The sequence below is a fragment of the Mycobacterium szulgai genome (genome assembly GCF_002116635.1).
GTDB classification, from domain to species: domain Bacteria; phylum Actinomycetota; class Actinomycetes; order Mycobacteriales; family Mycobacteriaceae; genus Mycobacterium; species Mycobacterium szulgai.
On record NZ_LQPW01000156.1, the window covers coordinates 49,535 to 71,434 of the forward strand.

Annotated in this window: 17 protein-coding genes and 1 pseudogene; 7 read left to right on the plus strand and 11 right to left on the minus strand. The window is 66.2% G+C overall.

The features are described 5' to 3' along the window. Nucleotides 1-88: 88 nt before the first annotated feature. From AWC27_RS23800 to AWC27_RS23820, 5 genes are all read right to left on the minus strand, one after another. Nucleotides 89-472, minus strand: a complete 384-nt coding sequence (locus tag AWC27_RS23800) for a DUF4189 domain-containing protein (RefSeq protein ID WP_085672728.1) — start codon at nucleotides 470-472, stop codon at nucleotides 89-91. Between the two features lie 33 nt (nucleotides 473-505). Then, nucleotides 506-1,261 carry an LppX_LprAFG lipoprotein gene (locus AWC27_RS23805; RefSeq protein WP_085672729.1) on the minus strand — a complete coding sequence of 252 codons (756 nt, stop codon included), beginning with the start codon at nucleotides 1,259-1,261 and terminating at the stop codon, nucleotides 506-508. A gap of 137 nt (nucleotides 1,262-1,398) precedes the next feature. Further along, nucleotides 1,399-1,731, minus strand: a complete 333-nt coding sequence (locus tag AWC27_RS23810; RefSeq protein WP_085672730.1) for a DUF732 domain-containing protein — start codon at nucleotides 1,729-1,731, stop codon at nucleotides 1,399-1,401. 101 nt (nucleotides 1,732-1,832) lie between these two features. After that, nucleotides 1,833-3,752, minus strand: coding sequence for an ABC transporter ATP-binding protein (locus AWC27_RS23815; RefSeq protein WP_085672731.1), 1,920 nt, complete (start codon nucleotides 3,750-3,752; stop codon nucleotides 1,833-1,835). Continuing rightward, complete coding sequence (locus AWC27_RS23820) at nucleotides 3,749-5,488, minus strand: ABC transporter ATP-binding protein (protein ID WP_085672732.1); 1,740 nt, start codon at nucleotides 5,486-5,488, stop codon at nucleotides 3,749-3,751. The genes AWC27_RS23815 and AWC27_RS23820 overlap by 4 nt, the downstream gene beginning before the upstream one ends. A 139-nt stretch (nucleotides 5,489-5,627) precedes the next feature. Between AWC27_RS23820 and AWC27_RS23825 the strand changes: the two genes are divergently transcribed. Both AWC27_RS23825 and AWC27_RS23830 read left to right on the plus strand, forming a co-directional pair. Beyond that, the gene (locus AWC27_RS23825; RefSeq protein WP_085672733.1) at nucleotides 5,628-6,185 is read left to right on the plus strand and encodes a DUF3558 domain-containing protein; all 558 of its coding nucleotides are present in this window, start codon (nucleotides 5,628-5,630) and stop codon (nucleotides 6,183-6,185) included. Further along, nucleotides 6,182-6,736, plus strand: a complete 555-nt coding sequence (locus tag AWC27_RS23830; RefSeq protein ID WP_085672734.1) for a DUF3558 domain-containing protein — start codon at nucleotides 6,182-6,184, stop codon at nucleotides 6,734-6,736. The genes AWC27_RS23825 and AWC27_RS23830 overlap by 4 nt, the downstream gene beginning before the upstream one ends. A 27-nt stretch (nucleotides 6,737-6,763) precedes the next feature. Here AWC27_RS23830 and AWC27_RS23835 read toward each other — a convergent pair whose 3' ends face one another. Next, nucleotides 6,764-7,276, minus strand: coding sequence for a SixA phosphatase family protein (locus AWC27_RS23835; RefSeq protein ID WP_085672735.1), 513 nt, complete (start codon nucleotides 7,274-7,276; stop codon nucleotides 6,764-6,766). A 27-nt stretch (nucleotides 7,277-7,303) separates the two neighbouring features. After that, nucleotides 7,304-8,670, minus strand: a pseudogene (locus tag AWC27_RS23840) (HNH endonuclease signature motif containing protein). A 127-nt stretch (nucleotides 8,671-8,797) separates the two neighbouring features. Between AWC27_RS23840 and AWC27_RS23845 the strand changes: the two are divergent. From AWC27_RS23845 to AWC27_RS23860, 4 genes are read left to right on the plus strand one after another with little or no spacing between them, the layout of a single operon-like run. Continuing rightward, nucleotides 8,798-9,946, plus strand: a complete 1,149-nt coding sequence (locus AWC27_RS23845; protein ID WP_085672736.1) for a metallophosphoesterase family protein — start codon at nucleotides 8,798-8,800, stop codon at nucleotides 9,944-9,946. Beyond that, nucleotides 9,943-12,564, plus strand: a complete 2,622-nt coding sequence (locus AWC27_RS23850) for an AAA family ATPase (protein ID WP_085672737.1) — start codon at nucleotides 9,943-9,945, stop codon at nucleotides 12,562-12,564. The genes AWC27_RS23845 and AWC27_RS23850 overlap by 4 nt, the downstream gene beginning before the upstream one ends. 32 nt (nucleotides 12,565-12,596) lie before the next feature. Beyond that, the gene (locus AWC27_RS23855) at nucleotides 12,597-14,186 is read left to right on the plus strand and encodes a GMC family oxidoreductase (protein ID WP_085672738.1); all 1,590 of its coding nucleotides are present in this window, start codon (nucleotides 12,597-12,599) and stop codon (nucleotides 14,184-14,186) included. A 41-nt stretch (nucleotides 14,187-14,227) separates the two neighbouring features. Next, nucleotides 14,228-15,487: an alpha/beta hydrolase gene (locus AWC27_RS23860; RefSeq protein ID WP_085672739.1), complete on the plus strand. Its 1,260-nt coding sequence runs from the start codon at nucleotides 14,228-14,230 to the stop codon at nucleotides 15,485-15,487. Here the strand turns inward: AWC27_RS23860 and AWC27_RS23865 are convergent. From AWC27_RS23865 to AWC27_RS23880, 4 genes are read right to left on the minus strand one after another with little or no spacing between them, the layout of a single operon-like run. Continuing rightward, nucleotides 15,474-17,153, minus strand: a complete 1,680-nt coding sequence (locus tag AWC27_RS23865) for an ABC transporter family substrate-binding protein (protein WP_085672740.1) — start codon at nucleotides 17,151-17,153, stop codon at nucleotides 15,474-15,476. The two genes, AWC27_RS23860 and AWC27_RS23865, sit on opposite strands and share 14 nt — an antisense overlap. Next, entirely contained in the window at nucleotides 17,150-18,985 is a 1,836-nt protein-coding gene (locus tag AWC27_RS23870; protein WP_085672741.1) for a dipeptide ABC transporter ATP-binding protein, read from the minus strand. Before AWC27_RS23870 ends, AWC27_RS23865 begins: the two co-directional genes overlap by 4 nt. After that, nucleotides 18,982-19,881, minus strand: coding sequence for an ABC transporter permease (locus AWC27_RS23875; protein WP_085672742.1), 900 nt, complete (start codon nucleotides 19,879-19,881; stop codon nucleotides 18,982-18,984). The genes AWC27_RS23870 and AWC27_RS23875 overlap by 4 nt, the downstream gene beginning before the upstream one ends. Before the next feature lie 49 nt (nucleotides 19,882-19,930). Beyond that, nucleotides 19,931-20,908: an ABC transporter permease gene (locus AWC27_RS23880; RefSeq protein ID WP_085672743.1), complete on the minus strand. Its 978-nt coding sequence runs from the start codon at nucleotides 20,906-20,908 to the stop codon at nucleotides 19,931-19,933. A 147-nt stretch (nucleotides 20,909-21,055) separates the two neighbouring features. On the opposite strand from AWC27_RS23880, the gene AWC27_RS23885 reads away from it, so the two are divergent. Then, nucleotides 21,056-21,900 (plus strand): PE family protein (locus AWC27_RS23885; protein ID WP_139837175.1); only part of this gene is annotated, 845 nt, incomplete at its 3' end.

Genomic DNA, 21,900 nt, shown 5'->3' on the forward strand with positions numbered 1-21,900 from the left:
TCCTTTTCTCGGGCTGTTGAGAAAAGGCTCGGATCAAGACCTATTTGTTATCTCGACGAATCCTTGGAGTGATTGGTCTGCAGGCCGATCAGTTGCACGCCCACGTGTCGATATAGCCGCCGGCGAGCTTGCTCAGCGCGTCTTTCATCGCGGCGCTCAAATCGGTGCCGACCCCGCCCTTGTAGTCATGATCTTTGGCGGCGACGGCACCGCATTGGGTGAAGGTGGTCAACACCTTGCAATCGGAATAGCCGCAATGCTTGACCGCGGTCGCTTCGGCCGCCGCCCGCGTCGGATAGGCATACGACCTGCCCCAGGAACCGTTGGCGGAGTAAGCGATTGCGCCGTAGGACTCGGCGGCTTGCGCCGTCGGGACCATCGCCGGGGCCAGCGTGAGGATGATCGCGGTGACAATAGCCAGGCGGGCGACAACCACCGCCAGCCGTCGCCGGCGGGTAATCATCGTCGTCATGTGGTGAAGTCCTTTCGCCAGGGCCGGAGGTTGCTAGACCGGTTTGGTTGCGGTGACCTGCTTGCCCCAGTCGGACATGGTCAGCGTCACCGAAGTATTCGAGGTCGGGGCGATCTGCAGCTGGACCAGGTGGGAGGACCCGTCCGAAGCGGTCCAGACGGTGGTCGGAACCGTCGCGACGTTCTCGTCGGTCAGGCGGGATCCGGCCAGTGTTGCGACGTCGTCGGCGCTGGAATCTCCGGTGATCTTCGTGGTAGCAACACCATTCACCTGTTGGGTACCGGCCACCGCAGCGTTCTTGAGGTTGGCCAATAGGTTGGCCAAGCCCTTGTTCGGGTCCAGCAGGATCGACACGTTGTAGATCGAGGCGCCGTTGCCGAAGTCGGTGTAGGTGCCGGGCTGGCCGAGGTCGGAGTAGAGATGCCCGTCGACGTAGACGAACTGCGCGTCCTGCGGGTTGTTGCCGACGAGCATGGTGGCGCTGCCGGTGGCGACGGTCTGCGGCGTGTTGGAGACATCGCCCTCGAGTTTTGTCACCCGCAGGTTGGGCACGTCGCCCTGCACGGACAGGGTCAGATGCATTCCGGTGACTTTCCGCATGACGTCGGCGGCCTGCTTGAGCAGTGTGGCGGCCTCGCCGCTGGTTCCGTTGGCCGTGGTGGCCGACGATCCGGCGTTCGAGCCGCCGTGGTTCCCGCAGCCGCCGAGGGATGGGACGACGGCGAACAAGGCGAGTGCGGCAGCCGCGGCGGCGACACGGGTCCGGTTGGCACGAGTCGGAAGCTTCATCGACTTCTCCCTAATCTTGGTCCTTGTGTCGGCCGAGAGCCGGCTACCCCGGACACCGAGCTTAGTGAGGGCTCAGGGATGGCAAACGAGCAAATGGGGATCCCGGTGCCCGGGATCCCCACCTGCAGGTGCGGCGATTAGGCGAGCTGGCTGGCGTACTGCGGGCAGTAGTCCTTGGTGGCGTAGACGACGAAGTAGGCGGCTTGCTTGGAGGTCAGGTTGGTCTGGCTGAGCACCTCGTTGGCGATCTCCGTGCCGGTCTTGCCGGCAGCCAGCTCCGTGCACACCTGGTGGCCTTGCTGCACGGCGGCCTGCGGAGAGGAGAAGCTGACGCCGATCGACTGCATCTGCGAGATGAATGTGTCGTCGGCCGCGCTGGCCGAGGCGGCGCCCGCGGTGGCGACGGCAAGCGCGACGGCCGCGGCGCCGACTGCGGTGGTGAGGGCTGCGGTGATGCGGGGTGAGAACATTTTTAGCTCCTTGCTGAGGTGGTCTCCTGGCTGGATGACCTCAGAATCGGGGCGTGCGCTTGGCGGATTCTCGATAACTTCTTGGTAACGCCGCGCGCCGGCTACATCGAAGCCTGGGTCATCGCGTAGTACGCCCCTTGCCGGGCCAGCAGCTCGGCGTGATCGCCTTGCTCGACGATCTGGCCGTCCTGGACGACCAGGATCTGGTCGGCGTCGCGGATCGTCGAAAGCCGGTGGGCGATAACGAAACTCGTCCGGTCCCGGCGAAGTTCGCACATCGCGCGCTGGATGAGCAATTCGGTGCGGGTATCGACCGAGCTGGTGGCCTCGTCCAGGATCAGCAGCTGCGGACGCGCCAGGAAAGCCCGGGCGATCGTGATGAGCTGCTTCTCGCCGGCGCTGACGTTGCCGCCGCCGCCGCTGATCCGGGTCTGGTAACCGGCCGGCAGGGTGTGGACGAACCGGTCGACGTAGGCCGCCCTGGCCGCTTCCACTATCTCGTCGGCACTGGCGTCGGGTCGCCCATAGGCGATGTTGTCCTCGATGGTCCCGTCGAACAGCCAGGTGTCTTGCAGCACCATGCCGATTCGCGATCGCAGCGAATGCCGGTTAAGCGCGGCGATATTGATGCCGTCGATCAGGATTTCGCCGGAATCGACCTCGTAGAACCGCATCAGCAGGTTCACCAGGGTGGTTTTGCCCGCCCCGGTGGGGCCGACGATCGCCACGGTGCTGCCGGGTTCGGCCAGCAGGGACAGGTCGCGGATCACCGGGATGCCCGTGCGGTAGGCGAAGTTCACGTGCCTGAACTCGACGCGTCCCGGCTGCGGGCCGAGCTCTGGCGCCGGAATTAGGCCAGGCTCCGGGTCGGGGGATTCCTCCGGCTCGTCGAGCAGATCGAACACCCGCTCGGCACTGGCGACGCCGGACTGCAGGCTGTTGTACATGCCGGCCACCTGGCCGATGGGCTGGTTGAACTGGCGGACGTACTGGATGAAGGCCTGGATGCTGCCGAGGGTGATCTGGCCGGTGGCCACCTGCAGGCCGCCGATCACCGCGACCGCGACATAGCCGAGATTTCCGATGAACGTCGTCGCCGGGCCGACCAGCCCGGAGAAGAACTGCGCGCCGAAGCTGGCCTGGTAGACGTCGTCGTTGAGCCTGCGGAACTGTTCTTTCGCGGCGGCCTGGTGGCCGAACGTCTTGACGACCGTGAAACCGCTGTAGGTCTCTTCGATATGGGCATTGAGGCGGCCGGTGCTGGTCCAGTGCGCCACGAACAGGCGCTGCGAACGTTTGGTGATCGCGCGGGTCGCCAACAGGGACAGCGGCACCGTCAGCACGGTGATCAACGCCAGCAGCGGCGAGATGGACACCATCATCGCCAGCACGGCCACCACGGTCAGGACCGCAGTGACCAGCTGACTGATCGTCATCGACAGCGCGGACTGAACGTTGTCGATGTCATTGGTGACTCGGCTCAGCAGCTCACCGCGCTGCCGGTTGTCGAAGTAGGCCAGCGGCAGCCGGTGCAGTTTGTCCTCGACGTCGGAGCGCAACGCGGTGACGGTGCGTTGCACCGTGAGGTTCAGTAACCGCGCTTGGGCCCAAATCAACAGCGCGGCAACAAGATACAGGGCTAGCGCCAGTGCCAGCGTGCGCGCCACCGCGGCGAAGTCCACGCCCTGGCCGGGCACCACGTTCATACGGGACAGCAGGTCGGCGAAGGTAGTGTCGCCGCGGGCCCGGGCCGCGGCGACCGCCTGGGCTTTGGTGATGCCCTTAGGTAGCCCGCGGCCGATGACGCCGTTGAACAACAGGTCGGTGGCGTGGCCGAGGATCCGTGGGACCACGACTCCGATCGCGGTGCCGGTGATGCCCAGCGTGATCACTGCCAGACTCAGCCGGCGTTGCGGCGCAAGCCGTTTCACCAGCCTCGTCGCCGTTCCCCAGAAATCGCGCGACCGCGCCTTGGGGTCCGGCGCGGCGCCGCGGGGGCGCGCGCCCACCGGCGCGCTCATCGCGGGCCTCCGATGCCGGCGCCCACCGACTGCGAAGCGGCGAACTCCGCGTAGGCGGCGCAGTCGGTTACCAGCGATTCATGGGTGCCGGTGCCGACGATCCCGCCGTTGTCGACGACGACGATCTGGTCGGCCTGGGCGGCAGTTGAAACACGTTGGGTGACAATGATAATCGTGGCGTCGCGGGCCGTGTCGCGCAGTGCGGCGCGCACCCGGGCGTCGGTGTGTACGTCCAGCGCGGAGAACGCGTCGTCGAATAGGTAGAGGGCCGGCCGGCGGATCACCGCCCGGGCGATCGCCAGCCGTTGGCGCTGGCCGCCGGAGAAATTGACGCCGCCCTGACCCACGCGCATGTGCAGCCCGTGTGCCCTGACGAAATCCTCGGCCGCGGCCACCCGCAACGCTTCCCACATTTCTTCTTCGGTTGCCTCGGCCTTGCCGTATCCGAGGTTGTCGGCGACGGTGCCGGAGAATAGGTGGCCGCGCTGGGGCACCAGGCCGATCGCCGACCAGAGCCGCTCGGTGTGGTAGTCGCGCACGTCGATTCCGTCGAGCAGGACCGCGCCGGCTGTGACGTCGTAGAGCCGGCAGATCAGTGACACCAGCGTCGACTTGCCCGACCCGGTGCTGCCGACGATTGCCGTGGTGGTGCCGGGGAACGCCGTCAGCGAAATATCCTGCAACACAGGGCAATCGGCACCCGGATAGGTGAACGTCACCTTATCCAGGCGCAGTGCCCCGGTGATTCCATGCGGCGGGAACTTGGGGTCCGGCGGGTTGTCGACGGCGGCGCGGGTACCCAGCACCTCGGTGATGCGTTCGGCGCACACCGAGGCGCGCGGCAGCACGACCAGCGTCATGGTTGCCATCAACACCGCCATCAGGATCTGGGCGAAGTAGGACAGAAAGGCGCTCAGCGAGCCGACCTGCATCTGTCCTTTGTCGATGCGCAGGCCGCCGAACCAGATCACCGCGACGCTGGACAGGTTGATGGTCAAGGTGGTGACCGGCAGCATCAGCGCCTGATAATTCCCCGACCTCAGTGCGGTATTCGACAACGCGCCATTGGCTTGGGCGAACCGGTTTCGCTCATACCCTTCGCGGGTGAACGCGCGGACCACCCGGACACCGGAGAGCTGGTCGCGCATGACGCGGTTGATCCCGTCGATCAGCGCCTGCATGCGGCGAAACAGCGGCAGCATCCGAGTCATGATCAGGTAGTTGGTGATGGCCAGGACGGGAACGCTGACCAGCAGCAGCCACGTCAAGGCGGCTTCCTGGTGGATGGCCATGATGACACCGCCGATGCACATGAGCGGGGCGGTGACCAGTATGTTGGCGCCGGTTTGGACCAGGAACACGATCTGGCGCACGTCGTTGGTGCTGCGGGTCAAGAGCGTCGGGGCTCCGAATCGGGCCGTTTCCCGCTCCGAGAAGCTAATGATGTGCTCGAACATGGCCGCGCGCAGGTCGCGGCCGAAACCCGTCCCGGTCCGGGAGCCGAAGTAGATGGCGCCCACCGCGCACAGCGCCTGCAGACCGGTGACCACCAGCATCAGCAAGCCCAGCCGGATGATCGTTTCGGTGTCGCCCTTGGCGATGCCGTCGTCGATGATCGCCGCATTGACCGTCGGCAGGTACAGCGAAGCCAGTGTGCTGATCAGCTGCAGTACCATCAGCACCGCGACCAGCCGGCGATACGGCCGGATGTACTGGCGCAGCAGTGCCCGCAGCATTGGGTAACTGTCGCACAGTGGTTGGGCACCCGCGCCGGGTCCACCGGTAAGCCGGAAATGCCTGATCAGATGGCGTGTCGGTAGTTGACCTGTGGTGCTGCCCCTACACTGCATCCTGTGACCAGCAGAAGAGGTACCGGTGCGGCGTAACGTGACGAAGCTGGCGGTGGCGGTCTCGGCCTTAGTGGCGTTGAGCCCGACCATCGCCGGGTGCTCGAGTGCCGGTGGCGACAAGCCGGGCGCGACGATCTCGTCGTCGCAGGGGAACTCGGAGGGCCACCACGGCCCGTTTTTCCCGCAATGCGGCGGCGTCAGCGATCAGACGGTCGCTGAGCAGACCAGGATGACCGGGCTGATCAACACCGCCAAGAACTCGGTGGGCTGCCAATGGCTGGCGGGCGGCGGCATCTCGGGGCCGCACTTCTCCTTCTCCTGGTATCGCGGTAGCCCGATCGGGCGCGAACGCAAGACGGAGGAGTTGTCGCGCGCCAGCGTCGAGGACATCAACATCAACGGCCACAGCGGCTTCATCGCGGTGGGCAACGAGCCCAGCCTGGGGGACTCGCTGTGCGAAATCGGGATCCAATTTCAGGACGACTTCATCGAATGGTCGGTGAGCTTCAGTCAGAAGCCATTCCCGCCGCCGTGCGACATCGCCAAAGAGCTGACCCGCCAGTCGATTGCGAACTCGAAATGAACCGGCGGACGCGTGGGGTGGTTGCCGTGGTTGCGGCAGTGCTCAGCGTGCTGGCGGTGCTGACCGGTTGCACGAGGTCGGTCGGCGGCACCGCCGTCAAGGCCGGTAGCGGCGGCGTGCCTCGCAACGACAATTCCGAACGGCAGTATCCGAACCTGCTGAAGGAATGTGAGGTGTTGACCACCGACATCCTGGCCAAGACCGTCGGTGCTGACCCGCTGGACATTCAGAGCACGTTCGTCGGCGCAATCTGCCGCTGGCAGGCGGCCAACCCGGCCGGGCTGATAGACATCACCCGGTTCTGGTTCGAGCAGGGCAGCCTGAGCAACGAGCGCAAAGTCGCCGAGGGGCTGAAATACCAGATCGAGAACCGTTCGATCCAGGGCATCGACTCCATTGTGATGCGCCCGAACGATCCCAACGGTGCCTGCGGTGTGGCCAGCGACGCGGCCGGAGTGGTCGGCTGGTGGGTCAACCCGCAAGCGCCCGGTATCGACGCCTGCGGCCAGGCCATCAAGTTGATGGAGCTGACGCTGGCGACCAACGCCTAGCCACGCGCCTAGCTGCGCAACCCGCACCTACTCTTCGCGCGGCACATTGAACTCGATGAGCGCCGCGGTGTTGGGTTCGAGGTCTTTCCAGCGACCGCTGACCCGGAGCACGGCTAGCCCTGACGTGGGGAACTTGCGCGCAATCCGGTCGACGGCGGCGGTGTCGGTGCCCTCGGCGCCGGCCAGGATGATCGCCACCGATGACATCGTCGGCTCATGTCCGATGACCACCAGCGTCTTCACGTCGTCGGGCACCCCGTTGATCTCTTCGATCACGGTTCCGGGCGCCGCGCCGTACAGCCGCTGGACGTATCGCAGCGCAGCGTCGATGCCGCTGCACGCCAGGGTTTCCCGCGCACGTGTTGCCGTCGAACACAGCACCAGGTCGATGGGGGACAGGTTGGCGCGCAACCAGTCCCCAGCCAGGCCCGCCTCGCGGGTACCGCGGGGCGCTAACGGCCGCTCGTGATCGGCAACCTCTTCCGGGTAGGCCGACTTCGCATGCCGCATCAGCACTAGCGTGCGCTGCTGCTCATTCATCGGACACACGTTAGTGGAGGCCCGCGACTACGCCGCGTCGTCATCGTCATCCTCCAGGTAAAGGACCTTCTCCGGGTGATGAAACGTGTTGACGCGGGGCTGCCCGTAGTCGAGATGGGGTGGGGGTATCCATTCCGTTTCGCCTTTGACGTTCTTGCGGGTGGTCCAGCTTTGTTCGGGGAGTTTGTGGTCGACTCCGCAAGCAAAGGTGAGTTCGTCAATGTCGGTGCGATGAGTGGTTGCCCACTCTTTGGTGTGGTGCACTTCGCAGTAGTAACCTTCACGTCGCAGCCTGGCGCCGTGCAGCCGCGGTCCTTGGCGTACAACACAATTCGCTGTCCGGGTGAGGCGAGTCTTATCGTGTGGTAGAGCGCGAGGGGTTTGCCTTTGTCGAAGATGACTAGATAGTGGTTCGCGTGCCGGCCCAATCGGATCACCTCGGACATGGGCAGCAGGGTGCCGCCACCCGTTAAGTCGCGGCCCGTGGCGGCTTCGAGGGCTTTGAGCGTCGTAATCACGACGATCGACGCCGGTAATCCGTTGTGCCGTCCCAGGTCTCCGGAGCACAACATACCTCGCAGCCCGGCCAGCAGCCCATCGTGATTGCGTTTCGCCGCGCTGCGGAGGTCTCGGCGCACCGCCTCTGGCGAGGCCTCCCCGTCGAGCACCGGCATCTCGTCCTCGGGGTTGCACATGCCCGGGGCGGCCAGCTTGGCCAGCGTCGCTTCGATAACGGCCCGCAGCCGTGGGTCGACCACGCCACTGGTGCGTGACATGCCGTCGAATTCCTGGTTGCCCAGCGTGATCCCGCGCCGCCGGGCGCGGTCGCCGTCGCTGTAGTTGCCATCCGGGTTGAGGCAGTCTGCGAGCACCTTGGCGTAGTCGGCCAGTTCGTCGGGACGATACTGCCTTCCTTTGGTGGCCAGGTCGGCTTCGGCGGCTTCTCGGGTGAACAGATCCACTGCTTCGGGTAGCCGGGTGAGGAAGCGGCGGATCACCTGCACATGCTCGTCGCCGAGCAGGCCCTGGCGCTGGGCTCTAGCGGTAGCCTTCAGCTGCGGCGGCAGCGGTTCGCCGCTCAAAGCCCGGCGCTCGCCCAGATCCTCGGCTTCAGCAATACGGCGCCTGGCCTCCTTGCGGGTGATGCGCAATCGATTGGCCAGCGCCTCGTCCAGCTTGCCGCCCAGTTCGGTTTCGCCGGACTGCTCGGCGATCTGGTTGATCAATGCATGCCGCACCACCGGCAACCGTCGAGTCTCATCTTCCAAGCGCTGCAGAAGCATCAAACGCTCTGGAGTGGTCAGGGCGTCGCACGACAGCGCCGGCACACCGGACACCGCGGTGCGCAGCGCGTCGAACGGCGTCACGACGGCCTCCCGGGTGCTCGAACCCATGTTCGAAACACTACGCCGGCCCCCTGACAAGAATGACCTGCCGACGCACGTCCCCGAACTTGTCGGAGCCCAGTCCTACACTCGCAATGCCTTGGAAAGAAACGCAGTTCGGGAGGAGGGCGCCAGGATGAAATTCCTGCATACCGCCGACTGGCAGCTAGGCATGACGCGGCACTTCCTCGCCGGTGATGCCCAGCCCCGCTATTCGGCGGCCCGCCGCGACGCGGTGGCCGGCCTGGGTGTGCTGGCCGTCGAAGTGGGCGCCGAATTCGCCGTGGTTGCCGGCGACGTCTTCGAGCACAACCAGCTCGCGCCGCAGGTGATCGCGCAGTCGCTAGAGGCGATGCGCGCCATCGGTATTCCGGTCTATCTGCTGCCGGGCAACCACGATCCACTGGATGCGTCATCGATCTACACCAGTGCCCTGTTCACCGCCGAATGCCCGGACAATGTCGTAGTGCTCGACCGTGCGGGCGTGCACGAGATAAGGCCCGGGCTGGAGATCATCGCTGCACCCTGGCGGTCGAAGGCGCCCACCACCGACCTGGTCGCCGAGGCGCTCAACGGCCTGCGCGCAACCGACGTGACCCGGGTGGTGGTCGCCCACGGCGGCGTGGACGTCTTGGATCCCGACCGTGACAAGCCCTCGCTGATTCGACTGGCGGACATCGATAAGGCACTGTCCGGCAGCGTGATTCACTATGTGGCCCTGGGGGATAAGCATTCCCTCACCCAGGTCGGCAGCAGCGGACGAGTGTGGTATTCAGGCTCACCGGAAGTGACCAACTTCGATGATGTCGAGGCCGACCCGGGTCATGTGCTGGTCGTGGAAATCGACGAAGAAGACCCGCACCGGCCGGTCAGGGTGGAGCCCAAAAGTGTTGGGCGTTGGCGATTTACCACGCTGCGCCGGCAGGTGGACGACAATCGCGAGATCGCCGACCTGGACCTGAACTTGGATCAGTTGCCCGATAAGGAACGCACGGTGGTGCGGTTGGCGCTGACGGGTTCGTTGACCGTCACCGACCGCGCGGCACTCGATGCGTGTCTGGACAAGTACGCGCGGTTGTTCGCCTGGCTGGGGCTGTGGGAGCGGCACACCGAGCTTGCCGTGGTGCCCGCCGACGGCGAGTTCACCGACCTCGGCATCGGCGGATTCGCCGCGGCCGCTGTCGACGAGCTGGTCGCAACGGCGCGCGCGGGAGACGAGTCCGCGGTGGATGCTCAAGCGGCGCTGGCACTCTTACTGCGGCTCGCGGATCGGGGCGCGGCATGAAACTGCACCGGCTGGTCTTGAAGAACTACCGAGGCATCGCTCACCGGGAGATCGAGTTCCCCGATCACGGCGTGGTGGTGGTCTGCGGCGACAACGAGATCGGCAAGACGTCCATGGTCGAAGCGCTGGACCTATTGCTGGAATTCAAAGATCGGTCGACGAAAAAAGAAGTCAAGCAAGTCAAACCCACGCACGCCGATGCGTCCTCCGAGGTTACGGCCGAGTTCAGTAGCGGCCCTTACCGTTTCGTCTATCGCAAGCGCTTTCACAAGAGGTGTGAGACGGAATTGACGGTGCTGGCGCCGCGCCGTGAACAGCTGACCGGCGACGAAGCCCATGATCGAGTCCGGGCGATGCTCGCCGAGACGGTGGACACCGAACTGTGGCGTGCCCAGCGCGTGCTGCAGGCTGCGTCGACGGAGGCGGTGGATCTGTCCGGTTGCGATGCGTTATCGCGTGCGCTCGATGTCGCCGCCGGTGACAACGGAGCCCTGTCGGGAACCGAGCCGCTACTCATCGAGCGCATCGACGCCGAATTCGCACGCTACTTCACCCCGACCGGTCGCCCCACCGGCGAGTGGGCCGCTGCCATCTCCCGGCTGGCCGATGCCGAGGCGAAGGTGGTGGAGTGTGGCCACGCGGTAGCCGAGGTCGACGACCGGGTGCGCCGTCACGCTGACCTGACCGCGCAGGTGGCCGAATTGGACCGGCAGCGACACGCTGCCGGTCCGAGGCTGGTCGCCGCCAAGGCGGCTGCCGAACGGATCGCCGCCCTTGCTGACGAAGCGCGCGAAGCCGAACTGGTGGCAACCGCGGCTGCCGCTACCAGCAACGCGTCCACTGCGGCGCACACCGCGCGACTACGGCTGCTGGACGAAATAGCCTCTCGCACAGCATCTATCAACGATTCCGAAGTAGCTGCGCACGAAGCCGCCGGCCAGCTCGCTACGGCCAAAGCCGATGCCGCGGCCGCCGATGCCGCGCTCGAGGCGACAGCCCAACAGCTGCCCGCCGTACAGTGCTGCGCCGAAGCGGCCCGGTCGGCTCTAGATCAGATCGCCGCGCGTGACGAGGCCGACCGGCTGGCCGCCCGGCTGGCCAAAATCGACACCATCCAAGCCGAGTGCGACCGAATCGACGCGGAGCTACGTGAGATCACCGTAACCGAGGAGCTGCTGCAGCGAATCGAAAGCGCCGCAGCCGCGGCCGATCGTGCGAGTGGGCAGCTGACGCTGATGTCCACCGCCGTGGAATTCATCGCCGCGGCCGATATCGAGTTGGCTGTGGGCGATCAGCGGGTGGTGCTGGCCGCGGGCCAGAGCTGGGCGATCACCGCCAGCGGCCCCACCGAGGTGCAGGTTCCCGGTGTATTGACGGCCCGCGTCACGCCTGGGGCCACCGCGCTCGATGTGCAGGCGAAACACTTTGCGGCGCAAGAAGAGCTCGCCAAAGCAGTGGCCGCGGCCGGTGTCACCGACCTGATGTCAGCCAAAGCGGCTGACAAAAGGCGGCGCGAACTGCAGAGCGGCCGCGACCGGCTGGCTGCCACCCGGTCCGGAGTGTGCGGCGACGAGCAGGTGGACCAGCTGCGCGCCCGGCTGACGCAGCTGGATGCGGCGCAACCCGAAGCGCCCGATCTGTTCGGGACGGATGCCGCGACGGCGCGCGCCGAACTCGATGCGGCCGAGGCGGCGCGCACGGCCGCGCAAGCCGAATGCGAGACCCGACGGCGGATCGCGGCCGAAGCCGCTGCGAACCTCGCCGAAGCAGCCACGCGGGCAACGGTTCTACTCAACAATGTGGCAACACAGCGTGCCGAGCTCGATGCGGCCGCCGCCCGGTTGGCCAGCGAACGGGCGGCGGTCGGCGACGCAGACCTGGCCGCCAGGGCGCAGGCCGACCAGACAGCCCAACAGGCCGCCGAGCAACGAGTGGCAGAACTGGCCAGGGCGCTGAACGCCACCGCGCCCGAGACCGTCGCCGCGGAATTGAAAGAGGCCGCCGCAGTGGTCCAGTCGCTGCGCGAACGCCACGACGACACCGTGTACGCGCTGCGCGAAGTCGCCGTTGAACTTTCGGTGTTCGGCACCCAGGGCCGCAAAGGCAAGCTCGACGACGCCGAGACCGAGCGTGAGCACGCGAGCGTCCAGCACAACCGGGTCGGCGGCCGGGCCCGGGCCGTGCAACTGTTGCGTTCGGTGATGGCGCGTCATCGCGACACCACCCGCTTGCGCTATGTCGAGCCGTACCGCGCCGAACTGCAGCGGCTCGGCCGGCCGGTGTTCGGCCCGACGTTCGAGGTGGACGTCGACAGTGATCTGCGGATCCGCAGCCGAACCGTGGACGACATCACCGTGCCCTACGAATCATTGTCGGGAGGCGCCAAGGAACAGCTCGGCATCCTGGCCCGGCTGGCCGGAGCGGCGCTGGTCGCCAAGGAGGACACCGTGCCGGTTGTCATCGACGACGCGCTGGGGTTCAGCGATCCCGACCGGCTGGCCAGGATGGGAGAGGTATTCGACGACGTGGGTGCCCACGGACAGGTGATCGTGCTGACCTGCAGCCCCGACCGATACGAGGGGGTGAAGAGCGCGCACCGCATCGATCTCGCCGTTTAGCAACTCCGCGTCATACACTCACCACCGAGACCATGGACATTCAATGCGACTACCTGGTAGTCGGTACCGGCTCGGCCGGGGCGGTGGTGGCCAATCGGCTTAGCGCCGACCCGGCTATTTCGGTGCTGGCCTTGGAAGCGGGCCCGCGCAATAAGAACAGATTCATCGGCATTCCGGCGGCCTTCTCCAAACTGTTCCGCAGCGAGGTCGACTGGGACTACCTGACCGAACCCCAGGCGCAGCTCGGCGGGCGCGAAATCTATTGGCCCCGAGGCAAAGTACTCGGCGGATCATCGTCGATGAACGCGATGATGTGGGTGCGCGGGTTCGGCGCAGACTACGACGAATGGGCATCGCGAGCCGGTCCGGACTGGTCATACGCCGAAGCGCTCGGTTACTTCCGTCGCATCGAGAACGTCACCGATGCCTGGCACTTCGTCAGCGGCGACGACAGTGGCGTGAGTGGGCCGCTGCACGTCTCACGTCAGCGCAGCCCCAGCGGGCTGACCGCCGCCTGGCTGCAGGCCACCCGGGAATGCGGATTACCCGCCGCGCAACCGAATTCTGTGGCACCGGAAGGGTTCTGCGAAACCGTCGTCACCCAGCGTCGTGGCGCCCGGTTCAGTACCGCCGACGGCTACCTGAAGCCGGCGATGCAACGCAAAAACCTCACCGTGCTCACCGAGGCCACCGCGACGCGAATCGTGTTCGACGGGCCCCGCGCCGTCGGCGTGGAATACCGGAGCAAAGGCCAGAGCTCAGTCGCCTACGCCGGCCGCGAAGTCATCTTGTGCGGTGGCGCCGTCAACAGCCCGCAGCTGCTGATGCTCTCCGGTATCGGCGACCGCGAGCATCTCACCGAGCACGGCATCGACACCGTCTACCACGCTCCCGAGGTAGGGCGAAACCTGCTTGACCATCTCGTCACACCGCTGGGCTTCGCGGTCGAAAAGGGCAGCTTGGCGGCCGCGCAAACGCCCAAGCAGCTGATCAACTACCTGACCAGGCGCCGCGGCATGCTCACCTCCAATGTCGGGGAGGCATACGGTTTTCTCCGCAGCCGTCCCGATCTCGAGCTGCCCGATATCGAGCTGATCTTCGCCCCGGCGCCGTTCTATGACGAGGGCCTGCTGACGAAGTCGCCGGGACACGGGGTGGTGTTCGGTCCGATTCTGGTGGCTCCGGAAAGCCGTGGCCAGATCACGCTGCGCTCCGCCGACCCGTCGGTCAAGCCGGTCATCGAACCGCGCTACCTGTCCGATCCGGGCGGCGTGGATCGCGCCGCAATGATGGCGGGCCTGCGGATATGCGCCCAGATCGCCGAAGCTCCCGCGCTCAAACCCTTTCTGGGGCCCATCGCACGACCCCGCAACAGCACCGAACTGGACGAGGAGACCCTCGAGTTGGCGCTCACCCACTGCTCGCACACTCTCTATCACCCGCTCGGTACCTGCCGGATGGGTAACGACGAGGCCAGCGTGGTGGACCCGCAGCTGCGTGTGCGGGGAGTCGACGGCCTGCGGATCGCCGACGCATCGGTGATGCCCAGCACGATCCGCGGACACACGCACGCGCCATCGGTGCTGGTCGGGGAGAAGGCGGCTGATCTGATTCGCGGTTGAGGCAGTCACCGGCACAATGGGGTAATGGCGGTCCGACGGCAATGACCATGAACGCAAAACGGCGCCGGGTGCACGCGAGGCTGGCGAAGTTGCCCGGGGTGCGAACGGTGCGCCGTCCGGTCTCTCCGGGCGACGACGAAGAGTTCGACCTGTACTACGTGCGCGCCGGCCGCAAATCCAGGCAACCACTGGTGCTCATCCCGGGCGGACCGGGCATGGCCTCGGTACTCCCTTACCGGGGGTTTCGGCGCCGCGCGGCCGCCGCCGGCTTTGACGTCATCATGATCGAGCACCGCGGAGTGGGGATGTCGCGCCACGACGACTGCGGTGTGGATTTGCCGCCGGAAGCGATCACCATCGATCAGGTCATCGACGACGTCGCCGCGGTGCTCGACGACGCGCACGTGGATTCGGGCGTCATCTACGGCACGTCGTACGGCACCTATGTCGCCGCCGGGGTCGGGGTCCGGCATCCCCGATTGGTGGCCGCGATGATCCTGGACTCACCGGTGCTGTCCAGCCAAGACATCACGATTGTCCGCGACGCCATCCGGGGCAGGCTGTTGGAGGGCGACAACCCGGAAACGGCCGCGCTGGCACCCAAGATGCGCCAACTGGTCGATGCCGGGATCATGACCGCGTCGGCCGGCCAGATCGCGGCGACGGTCTACGGCCACGGCGGGTCCGAACTGCTCGAACGCCAACTCGATCTGCTGCTCCAAGGCCGAATGCTGTTGTGGACGGCGCTGTCCCGGGTGGGCGCGATAGTCTCGCGCAAGGTTCCCTATCGCCTCGAACTCGACCTGGTCGGCCGCATCGCATTCCGCGAACTGGACTACGCCGCCGAACCCGACGGACTCCCACTCGACCCCGCCGTGGCCTTCAGCGAAACGCTAAGGGTGACAGATCATTTCGTCGCAGAACCATTCGACCTATCCGTCGAGATGCCGAAATTCCACTGGCCGACGGTGGTGATAGCCGGTGGCCGTGATCTCGTCACGCCGCCAGCGGTATCCGAGCGGGTGGCGGCACTGGTGCCGGGCGCGACCCTGCTGCGCTTGCCGAGCATGTCGCACAGCGCGGTGGATTTCCGGGAGCCGGCCGCATTGGCCATCGCTGCGGCGGTATGCCGCGGCGACGTCGACGGGCTTGTCGACCGGGCGCGGCAACTGGACGCGCTGCCGCCGCGTCTTCATCTGCGCTTGCTGTGGAAGGCAATTGCGGCGGCGGCCACGATCGAGGCGGCGCTCCCGGCCGGCTGGCGGGGAAGGCCGCTACCGCGCCCGGTCACGTGCGCATGAACCCGATGGCGCTGTAGTTCAGGTCGGCAAGACCCGTTGCGCCGAAGTTGGCCAGTGTGCTGCGAACCGCGATGTCGCCGGGAGACTGCGTCAGCGCCAGGCTGAAGCCTTCCGCCCAGATGAGTCTGTCGACCTCATTGGCCAACATCCGCGCCTTAGCCGGATCGAGTTCTGCGAGTGTGCGCTCGATCGCGGCGTCTATCTCCGGGGTGCCGATCTTGCCGAAGTTACTCTCGCCGTCGGACGCGTAGATTTGCGCGAGCCCTGATAGTGGGAACGCGTCGGCCACCCAGCCGAACAGTGCGATATCGAATGCCCCGACGTTGACGTAGTTGCTGAAAAAGCCGCTGCCGGAGCGGGATTGGAGGTCAAGCTTTACCCCAATCTCGGCGAGACTGTGTTGAGCGATCTGTGCGAATTGCTTGCTGCCCTGCGAGTCGTAGAACAACATCCGCACGATGAGCTGGCGGCCGTCCTTCTCCCGGACTTTGCTCCGTGAACCGGTGGGGAGCTTCCAGCCCAGCGCGTCGAGATCCCGCTTCGCCTGCTCGGGGTCGTAGGCGACAACCCCGCTGTTGTCCTGATAGCCCTTTTGGCCGGCGACGTAGATGTGGTTATTCAACGGGGCCGGGTCACTGACAAGGCCGTATAGGCCAACTTTGGCGAGCGTCCGCCGGTCGATTCCCCGGCAAACAGCGACGCGCAGCGCCGTGTCGGCGAGGATTGAGCCAGCCGCACCGTTGAAAGTGAAGTGGCTCCAGGTGGGAGCGGGCGCGTGTCGGATGGAGATGCCCTTGGTGCGCTCGGCAATCGTAAGCTGGTCAAGCGAGCCGATTCCGGTTGCGTCGATCGTGTTGTTCTGCAGCGCCGGCAACAGCGCCGCGTCATCGAGTACCAGGTAGGTGATGCTGTCCAGGCGCGCGCGCTTTCCCCACCATTTCGGGTTGCGGGTCAGAGTGATTCGCTGAGTGGCCCGGTCCAGGGTGGACACAATGAATGGGCCGGCGGATGGGCCGGGGCTCTCGAGTGAGCCCTTGTTGAATATCTCGGGCGTGGACGTCATGACGCTGGGCAGCAGCATGCCGTTGCCGGAGAAGATGCCCCGCCATTCCGCGTATGGCTTGGCAAAAGTCACGATGGCCTGGCGGTCATCGACGCCCCGGGTCACCGAGGCGACGCGATCGGAGCCGTTCGGGGACGCGAACTCGAACGCCTTGTCGGCGCCACTGGTGGCGTGGATTTGACTGGCGATGTCTTGCCAGGTGATCGGAGTGCCGTCGGTCCAGAATGCGTTGGGATTGATGGTGTAGGTGATTACCTGAGGTTCTGTGCTGGTCAGTTCGATGCTGGTGAAGTAGTCGGTGTTGACGGTAGCCGAGCCATCCGCCGCGATAGTGAACGCACTCGGCATGGTTGCTTTCAGAATCCCGCCGGTTTCGGCCGAGTTGCCGTCGATGTGCAGAACGTTGAAGTTGGGCGGGTAATCGCTGAGCGCGAGCCGCAAGTTGCCGCCGTCTTGCAGCGTGTCCGGATTTTGCGGGTTTATGTCGCTGGTGGTACCGACTGCGGTGTTACCGCCGGTCGGGGGGACGAAATTAGCCGAGCATCCGGACAACACCAGAGCGGCGGCAAGTAGCGCGATTGCCACGCGGACCCGGCTAGTCATCGTCTACCCGGCTCGGGTTGTGGTACCGCGCCCAGCAGCCGGCGCGTGTACTCGTGCTGCGGATTGCCGAAGACCCCCTGGCTGTCGCCGTACTCGACAACGGTTCCGCGAAACATCACCACCACTTGGTGGGCGAGATGTTTCACCACCGAAAGATCATGGGAAACAAACAGATACGACAACATGAACCGTTCTTGTAGGTCGAGCAGCAGGTTGATGATGCCGGCCTGGATAGACACATCGAGCGCGGACACCGGTTCATCGAGGGCAAGGATCTTGGGCTGCAACGCCAATGCTCGTGCGATACCGATGCGCTGCTTCTGCCCGCCGGAGAATTCGGCGGGATAGCGGCTGGCGTCGGCGCGGCGCAGGCCCACGATGCCCAGCAACTCGTCGACCCTGGCATAGATATCGTCCTTGCTGAACCCGTTGGCCTGCAACGGTTCTGCGATCAGGTCGAACACGGGTAGCCGAGGGTCCAGCGAGGCCACCGGGTCCTGAAAGACGACCTGGATGTCTCGTCGCAGTTCGCGCCGGCGCCCGGCATCCAGGGTGGCGACGTCGTTTCCGAGCACCTCGATCGAACCCGACTGTGGGGCAACGAGTTCCAGGATCTGATGCAAGGTAGTCGACTTGCCCGAACCGGATTCGCCGACGATGCCCAGGGTGCGGCCGCGCTGCAGCTCGAAGCTGACGCCGTCGACCGCGCGCAGCTCGCCGACCGACCGACGCAGTAGGACCCCCTTGGTCAACGGATAGGTCTTGACCAGATCTCGCACCTTTACCACCACGGACGAGTCGTCCGGTTCCGCGGCGAGCCGTTCGGTGCTGACGCCGTAGATGTCGGCCGCACTGCGCCCGGTGACCTGGTCGGTGCGGATGCACGCCGCCCGGTGGTCGGCGGCCATCTCGATCAAAGGCGGTTCGGCGGCCCGGCATTCGTCGATCGCCAGCGGGCAGCGTGGCGCGAACGGGCATCCAGGATCCAGTCCGGCCAGCGACGGCGGCGCGCCGGGGATGGGGACCAGGCGGGTGCCCTGCGCGGCGGTCAACCGGGGAACCGAACCCAACAGCCCGACGGTGTAGGGCATCCGGCGGTCCCGGTAAAGGTCGTCCACCCCGGCCGATTCGATGACCCGGCCGGCATACATCACCAGGGCCCGATCGGCGAACTCGGCGACCACCCCCAGGTCGTGGGTGATGATCAGCACGCCGGCACCGGTGACGTCGCGCGCCTTCTTGAGTACCTCAAGGATCTGCGCCTGCACGGTGACGTCGAGGGCGGTGGTGGGTTCGTCACAGATCAACAGGTCGGGATCGTTGGCTATCGCGATCGCGATTACCACCCGTTGCCGTTCGCCGCCGGACAGTTCGTGCGGAAAGGCGCGGGCGCGCCGCTCCGGTTGTGAGATCCCGACCAGCTCCAGCAATTCCACTGCACGAGCGCGCGCGACTTTCTTGCCGACCGCGGGCTGGTGCACGCGGATCGCTTCGGCGATCTGGTCTCCGACGGTATAGACCGGGGTCAGCGCCGACATCGGATCCTGAAACACCGTGCCGATCCTCCGGCCGCGATAGCGTGACATCTCGCTGTCGGCCAGCCCAAGCAGTTCGGTGCCCGCCAGTCGCACCGAGCCGCGCACCTGCGCGTACTCCGGCAGCAGTCCGACAACGGCCATCGCCGCCGCGGACTTGCCCGATCCCGACTCGCCGACCATGGCCACTACTTCGCCGGGGTCGACGCGGTAGCTGATGCCGCGCACCGCCGTCACCGGATCCGCGTCGGTGGGAAAAGTGACGGCGAGGTCGGTCACCTCGAGCAGCGGGCTCATCGGTCACCGCGCCGCAAGGTTCTGCTGCCCGGATCCAGCGCGTCGCGCAGTCCGTCGCCGGTCACGTTGGCGCACACCAGAATCAGCACCAGAACGCCGGCGGGGAACAGGAACACCCAGGGGAACGTGGTCGCGGACGCGGTGCCGTCGGCGATCAGGGTGCCCAGCGAGACGTCCGGCGGCTGGATGCCGAAACCCAGGAAGCTCAAGCCGGTTTCGGCCAGGATGGCGAACGCGACATTCAGGGCGGCGTCGATGATCAGAATGGACGCCACGTTCGGCACCACGTGGCCGACGATGATCCGGCGGCTGGATACACCCATATACCTTGCGGCCCGGATGAATTCGCGGTCGCGCAGGCTCATGGTCATGCCTCGCACCATGCGGGAGCTGACCATCCAGCCGAACCCGGCCAGCAGCAGCACCAGAAACATGATGTTGGCCGAGCTCTTGGTGCGCGGTGTCACTATCGCGATCAGGATGAAGCTGGGCACCACCAGCAGCAGGTCCACCACCCACATCAGGGCCCGATCCCGCCAGCCGCCGAAATACCCCGAGACCGCCCCGACGGTGGCGGCTATTCCGGTGGAGATCACCGCGACGCACACACCGATCAGCATCGACTTCTGCATGCCCCGCAGGATCTGGGCCAACAGGTCTTGGCCCAGCGCGTTGGTACCGAACCAATGCCTGGTGTTCGGCGGCTGCAGCAGCGCGTCGAAATCGAGGTCTTCATAGGAGTAGGGGAGCACCGAGGGCAACGCGTAGCAGCCGACGAATAGCACCACCAGCAGGCCAAGCGATGCCACTGCCGTCCGGTTGCGCAGGAACCGCCGCAGCACCAGGGTGCGCCGGGACTTGAATTCGACTGTGCCCGTTGCGGTTACGGCGCTCATATGCGCCGCTCCTCTTCATCGCTACGCACTGCATCGTCGCTGGCGCGGCTCATGACACCCGCACCCTGGGGTCAAGTGCGGCATAGAAGACGTCGGATAGCAGCCCGGCCAGCAAAACCACCGCGCCGGAGAACACCGTGATCGCGGCAACGATGTTGGTGTCCTGCGTCGAGATACCGCGAATCGCCCACTCGCCCATGCCATGCCAGCCGAAGATTTTCTCCACGAACACCGCGCCGGTGACCAGTCCGGCCACTCCGTAGGCGAACAGGGTGGCCATCGGTATCAGCGCCGTGCGCAGTCCGTGCTTGACCAGCGCGCGCCGCCGGGTTAGTCCCTTGGCCCGCGCGGTGCGGATGAAATCTTGGCCGAGGACGTCGAGCATGGCGTTGCGCTGATAGCGGCTGAACCCGGCGGCAGCGCCAAGAGCCAGCGTGAGCGAGGGCAGGACCAAGTGCTGCAGCCGGTCGCCCCAGTGGTCCCAGAATCCGCCGGTCACGCCCGGCGACGTCTCCCCGGTGTAGTCGAAGAGCTGGACGCCCAGTCCCCAGTTGACCCGCAGCGCGGCCAAGATCAGCAGGTTGGCGATCACGAACGTCGGCGTGCTCAACACCAGTAGCGCCACCATGGTGACGACTCGGTCGCTGAGCCGATACTGCCGGATGGCGCCCCACGCCCCGAGCACCACGCCCAGCACCGTGCCGACCACCGAGCCGACCACCAGGAGCCGCAGGCTGACTCCGATTCGCCGGCCCAGTTCAGTGCCGACGGGCTGGCCGGTGATGGTCTTTCCGAAGTCGCCGTGCACGGCATGGGAAACCCAATTGGCGTAGCGAAGCGGGATCGGCTTGTCCAAACCCAGATCGTGGGCCTTGGCGTCGATGACGGCTTGCGGCGGGCGGGGGCTGCGTTGCATCAGGCTTTCCAGCGGCGAGAACGCCAGCGACGTCAGGCAATACGTCAAGAAGGAGGCCAGTGCCAACAGGATGAGGTAGTTGAGCAACCGGCGAGCCAGAAAGCGTGTCATGTCCGACCACCATGTCGCATTGGGACAGGGTAGCGACCGAAGGGCCTGCTTGGCGCCAGCAACCTGCGCATTTCAAAACTTCCGAAGGTTCCCCGAACGCCCGCTGCACATACTTTGCGCAGTTTCGGCACGTACGGGAGGACACCAATGTCGTTCGTATTCGCGGTACCGGAGTTCGTGGACGCCGCTGCAGCGGAGCTGTCGCAACTTGGCGCGGCGATCAGCCAGGCCAATGTGGCGGCCGCCATCCCGACGACGGCGGTCGCAGCCGCCGGTGCCGATGAGGTGTCTGCGGCCATCGCCGCATTGTTCGGTTCGCACGCCCGGGAATATCAGTCGATCAGCGCCGACGTCGCGGCGTTCCACAGTCAATTCGTGCGCAACCTGCAGGCTGGAGCCGGCGCGTATCTGAGTGCCGAGTCGCTCAACGTCGAGCAGCAGCTGCTGAATGCGGTCAACGCGCCGTCGCAAGTGCTGACCGGACGTTCCCTGATCGGCAACGGGGTCGACGGGACGGCGCCAGGGCAGGCCGGCGGCGACGGCGGCTGGCTTTGGGGCAACGGCGGCAACGGTGCGCCGGGCGCGGCCGGCCAGGCCGGTGGCCGCGGCGGCAACGCCGGGTTCGTCGGCAACGGCGGCAGGGGCGGCGCCGGCGGCGCCGCTTCGGTCAGTCCGTCCGGGGTGAGTCTGGGAAGTGGCGGCGCCGGGGGCGCCGGCGGCAACGCCGGGTTCTTCGGCAGCGGCGGCAGCGGCGGGATGGGCGGGACTTTCGCGGCCGGCGGTCGCGGCGGTGACGGCGGCTTCTTCTTCGGTGATGGCGGCGCGGGCGGGGCCGGCGGGTCCGGTCCGCAGTTTGAAGTCCGCTTCACAGCAGAACCGGGCCATACCGGCGGGGCCGGTGGGGCCGGCGGCAACGCCGGGTTCTTCGGCACCGGCGGGGCCGGTGGGAGCGGCGGTAATGGCGGGGTCGGCGGATCAGAACTGCTCGGCAG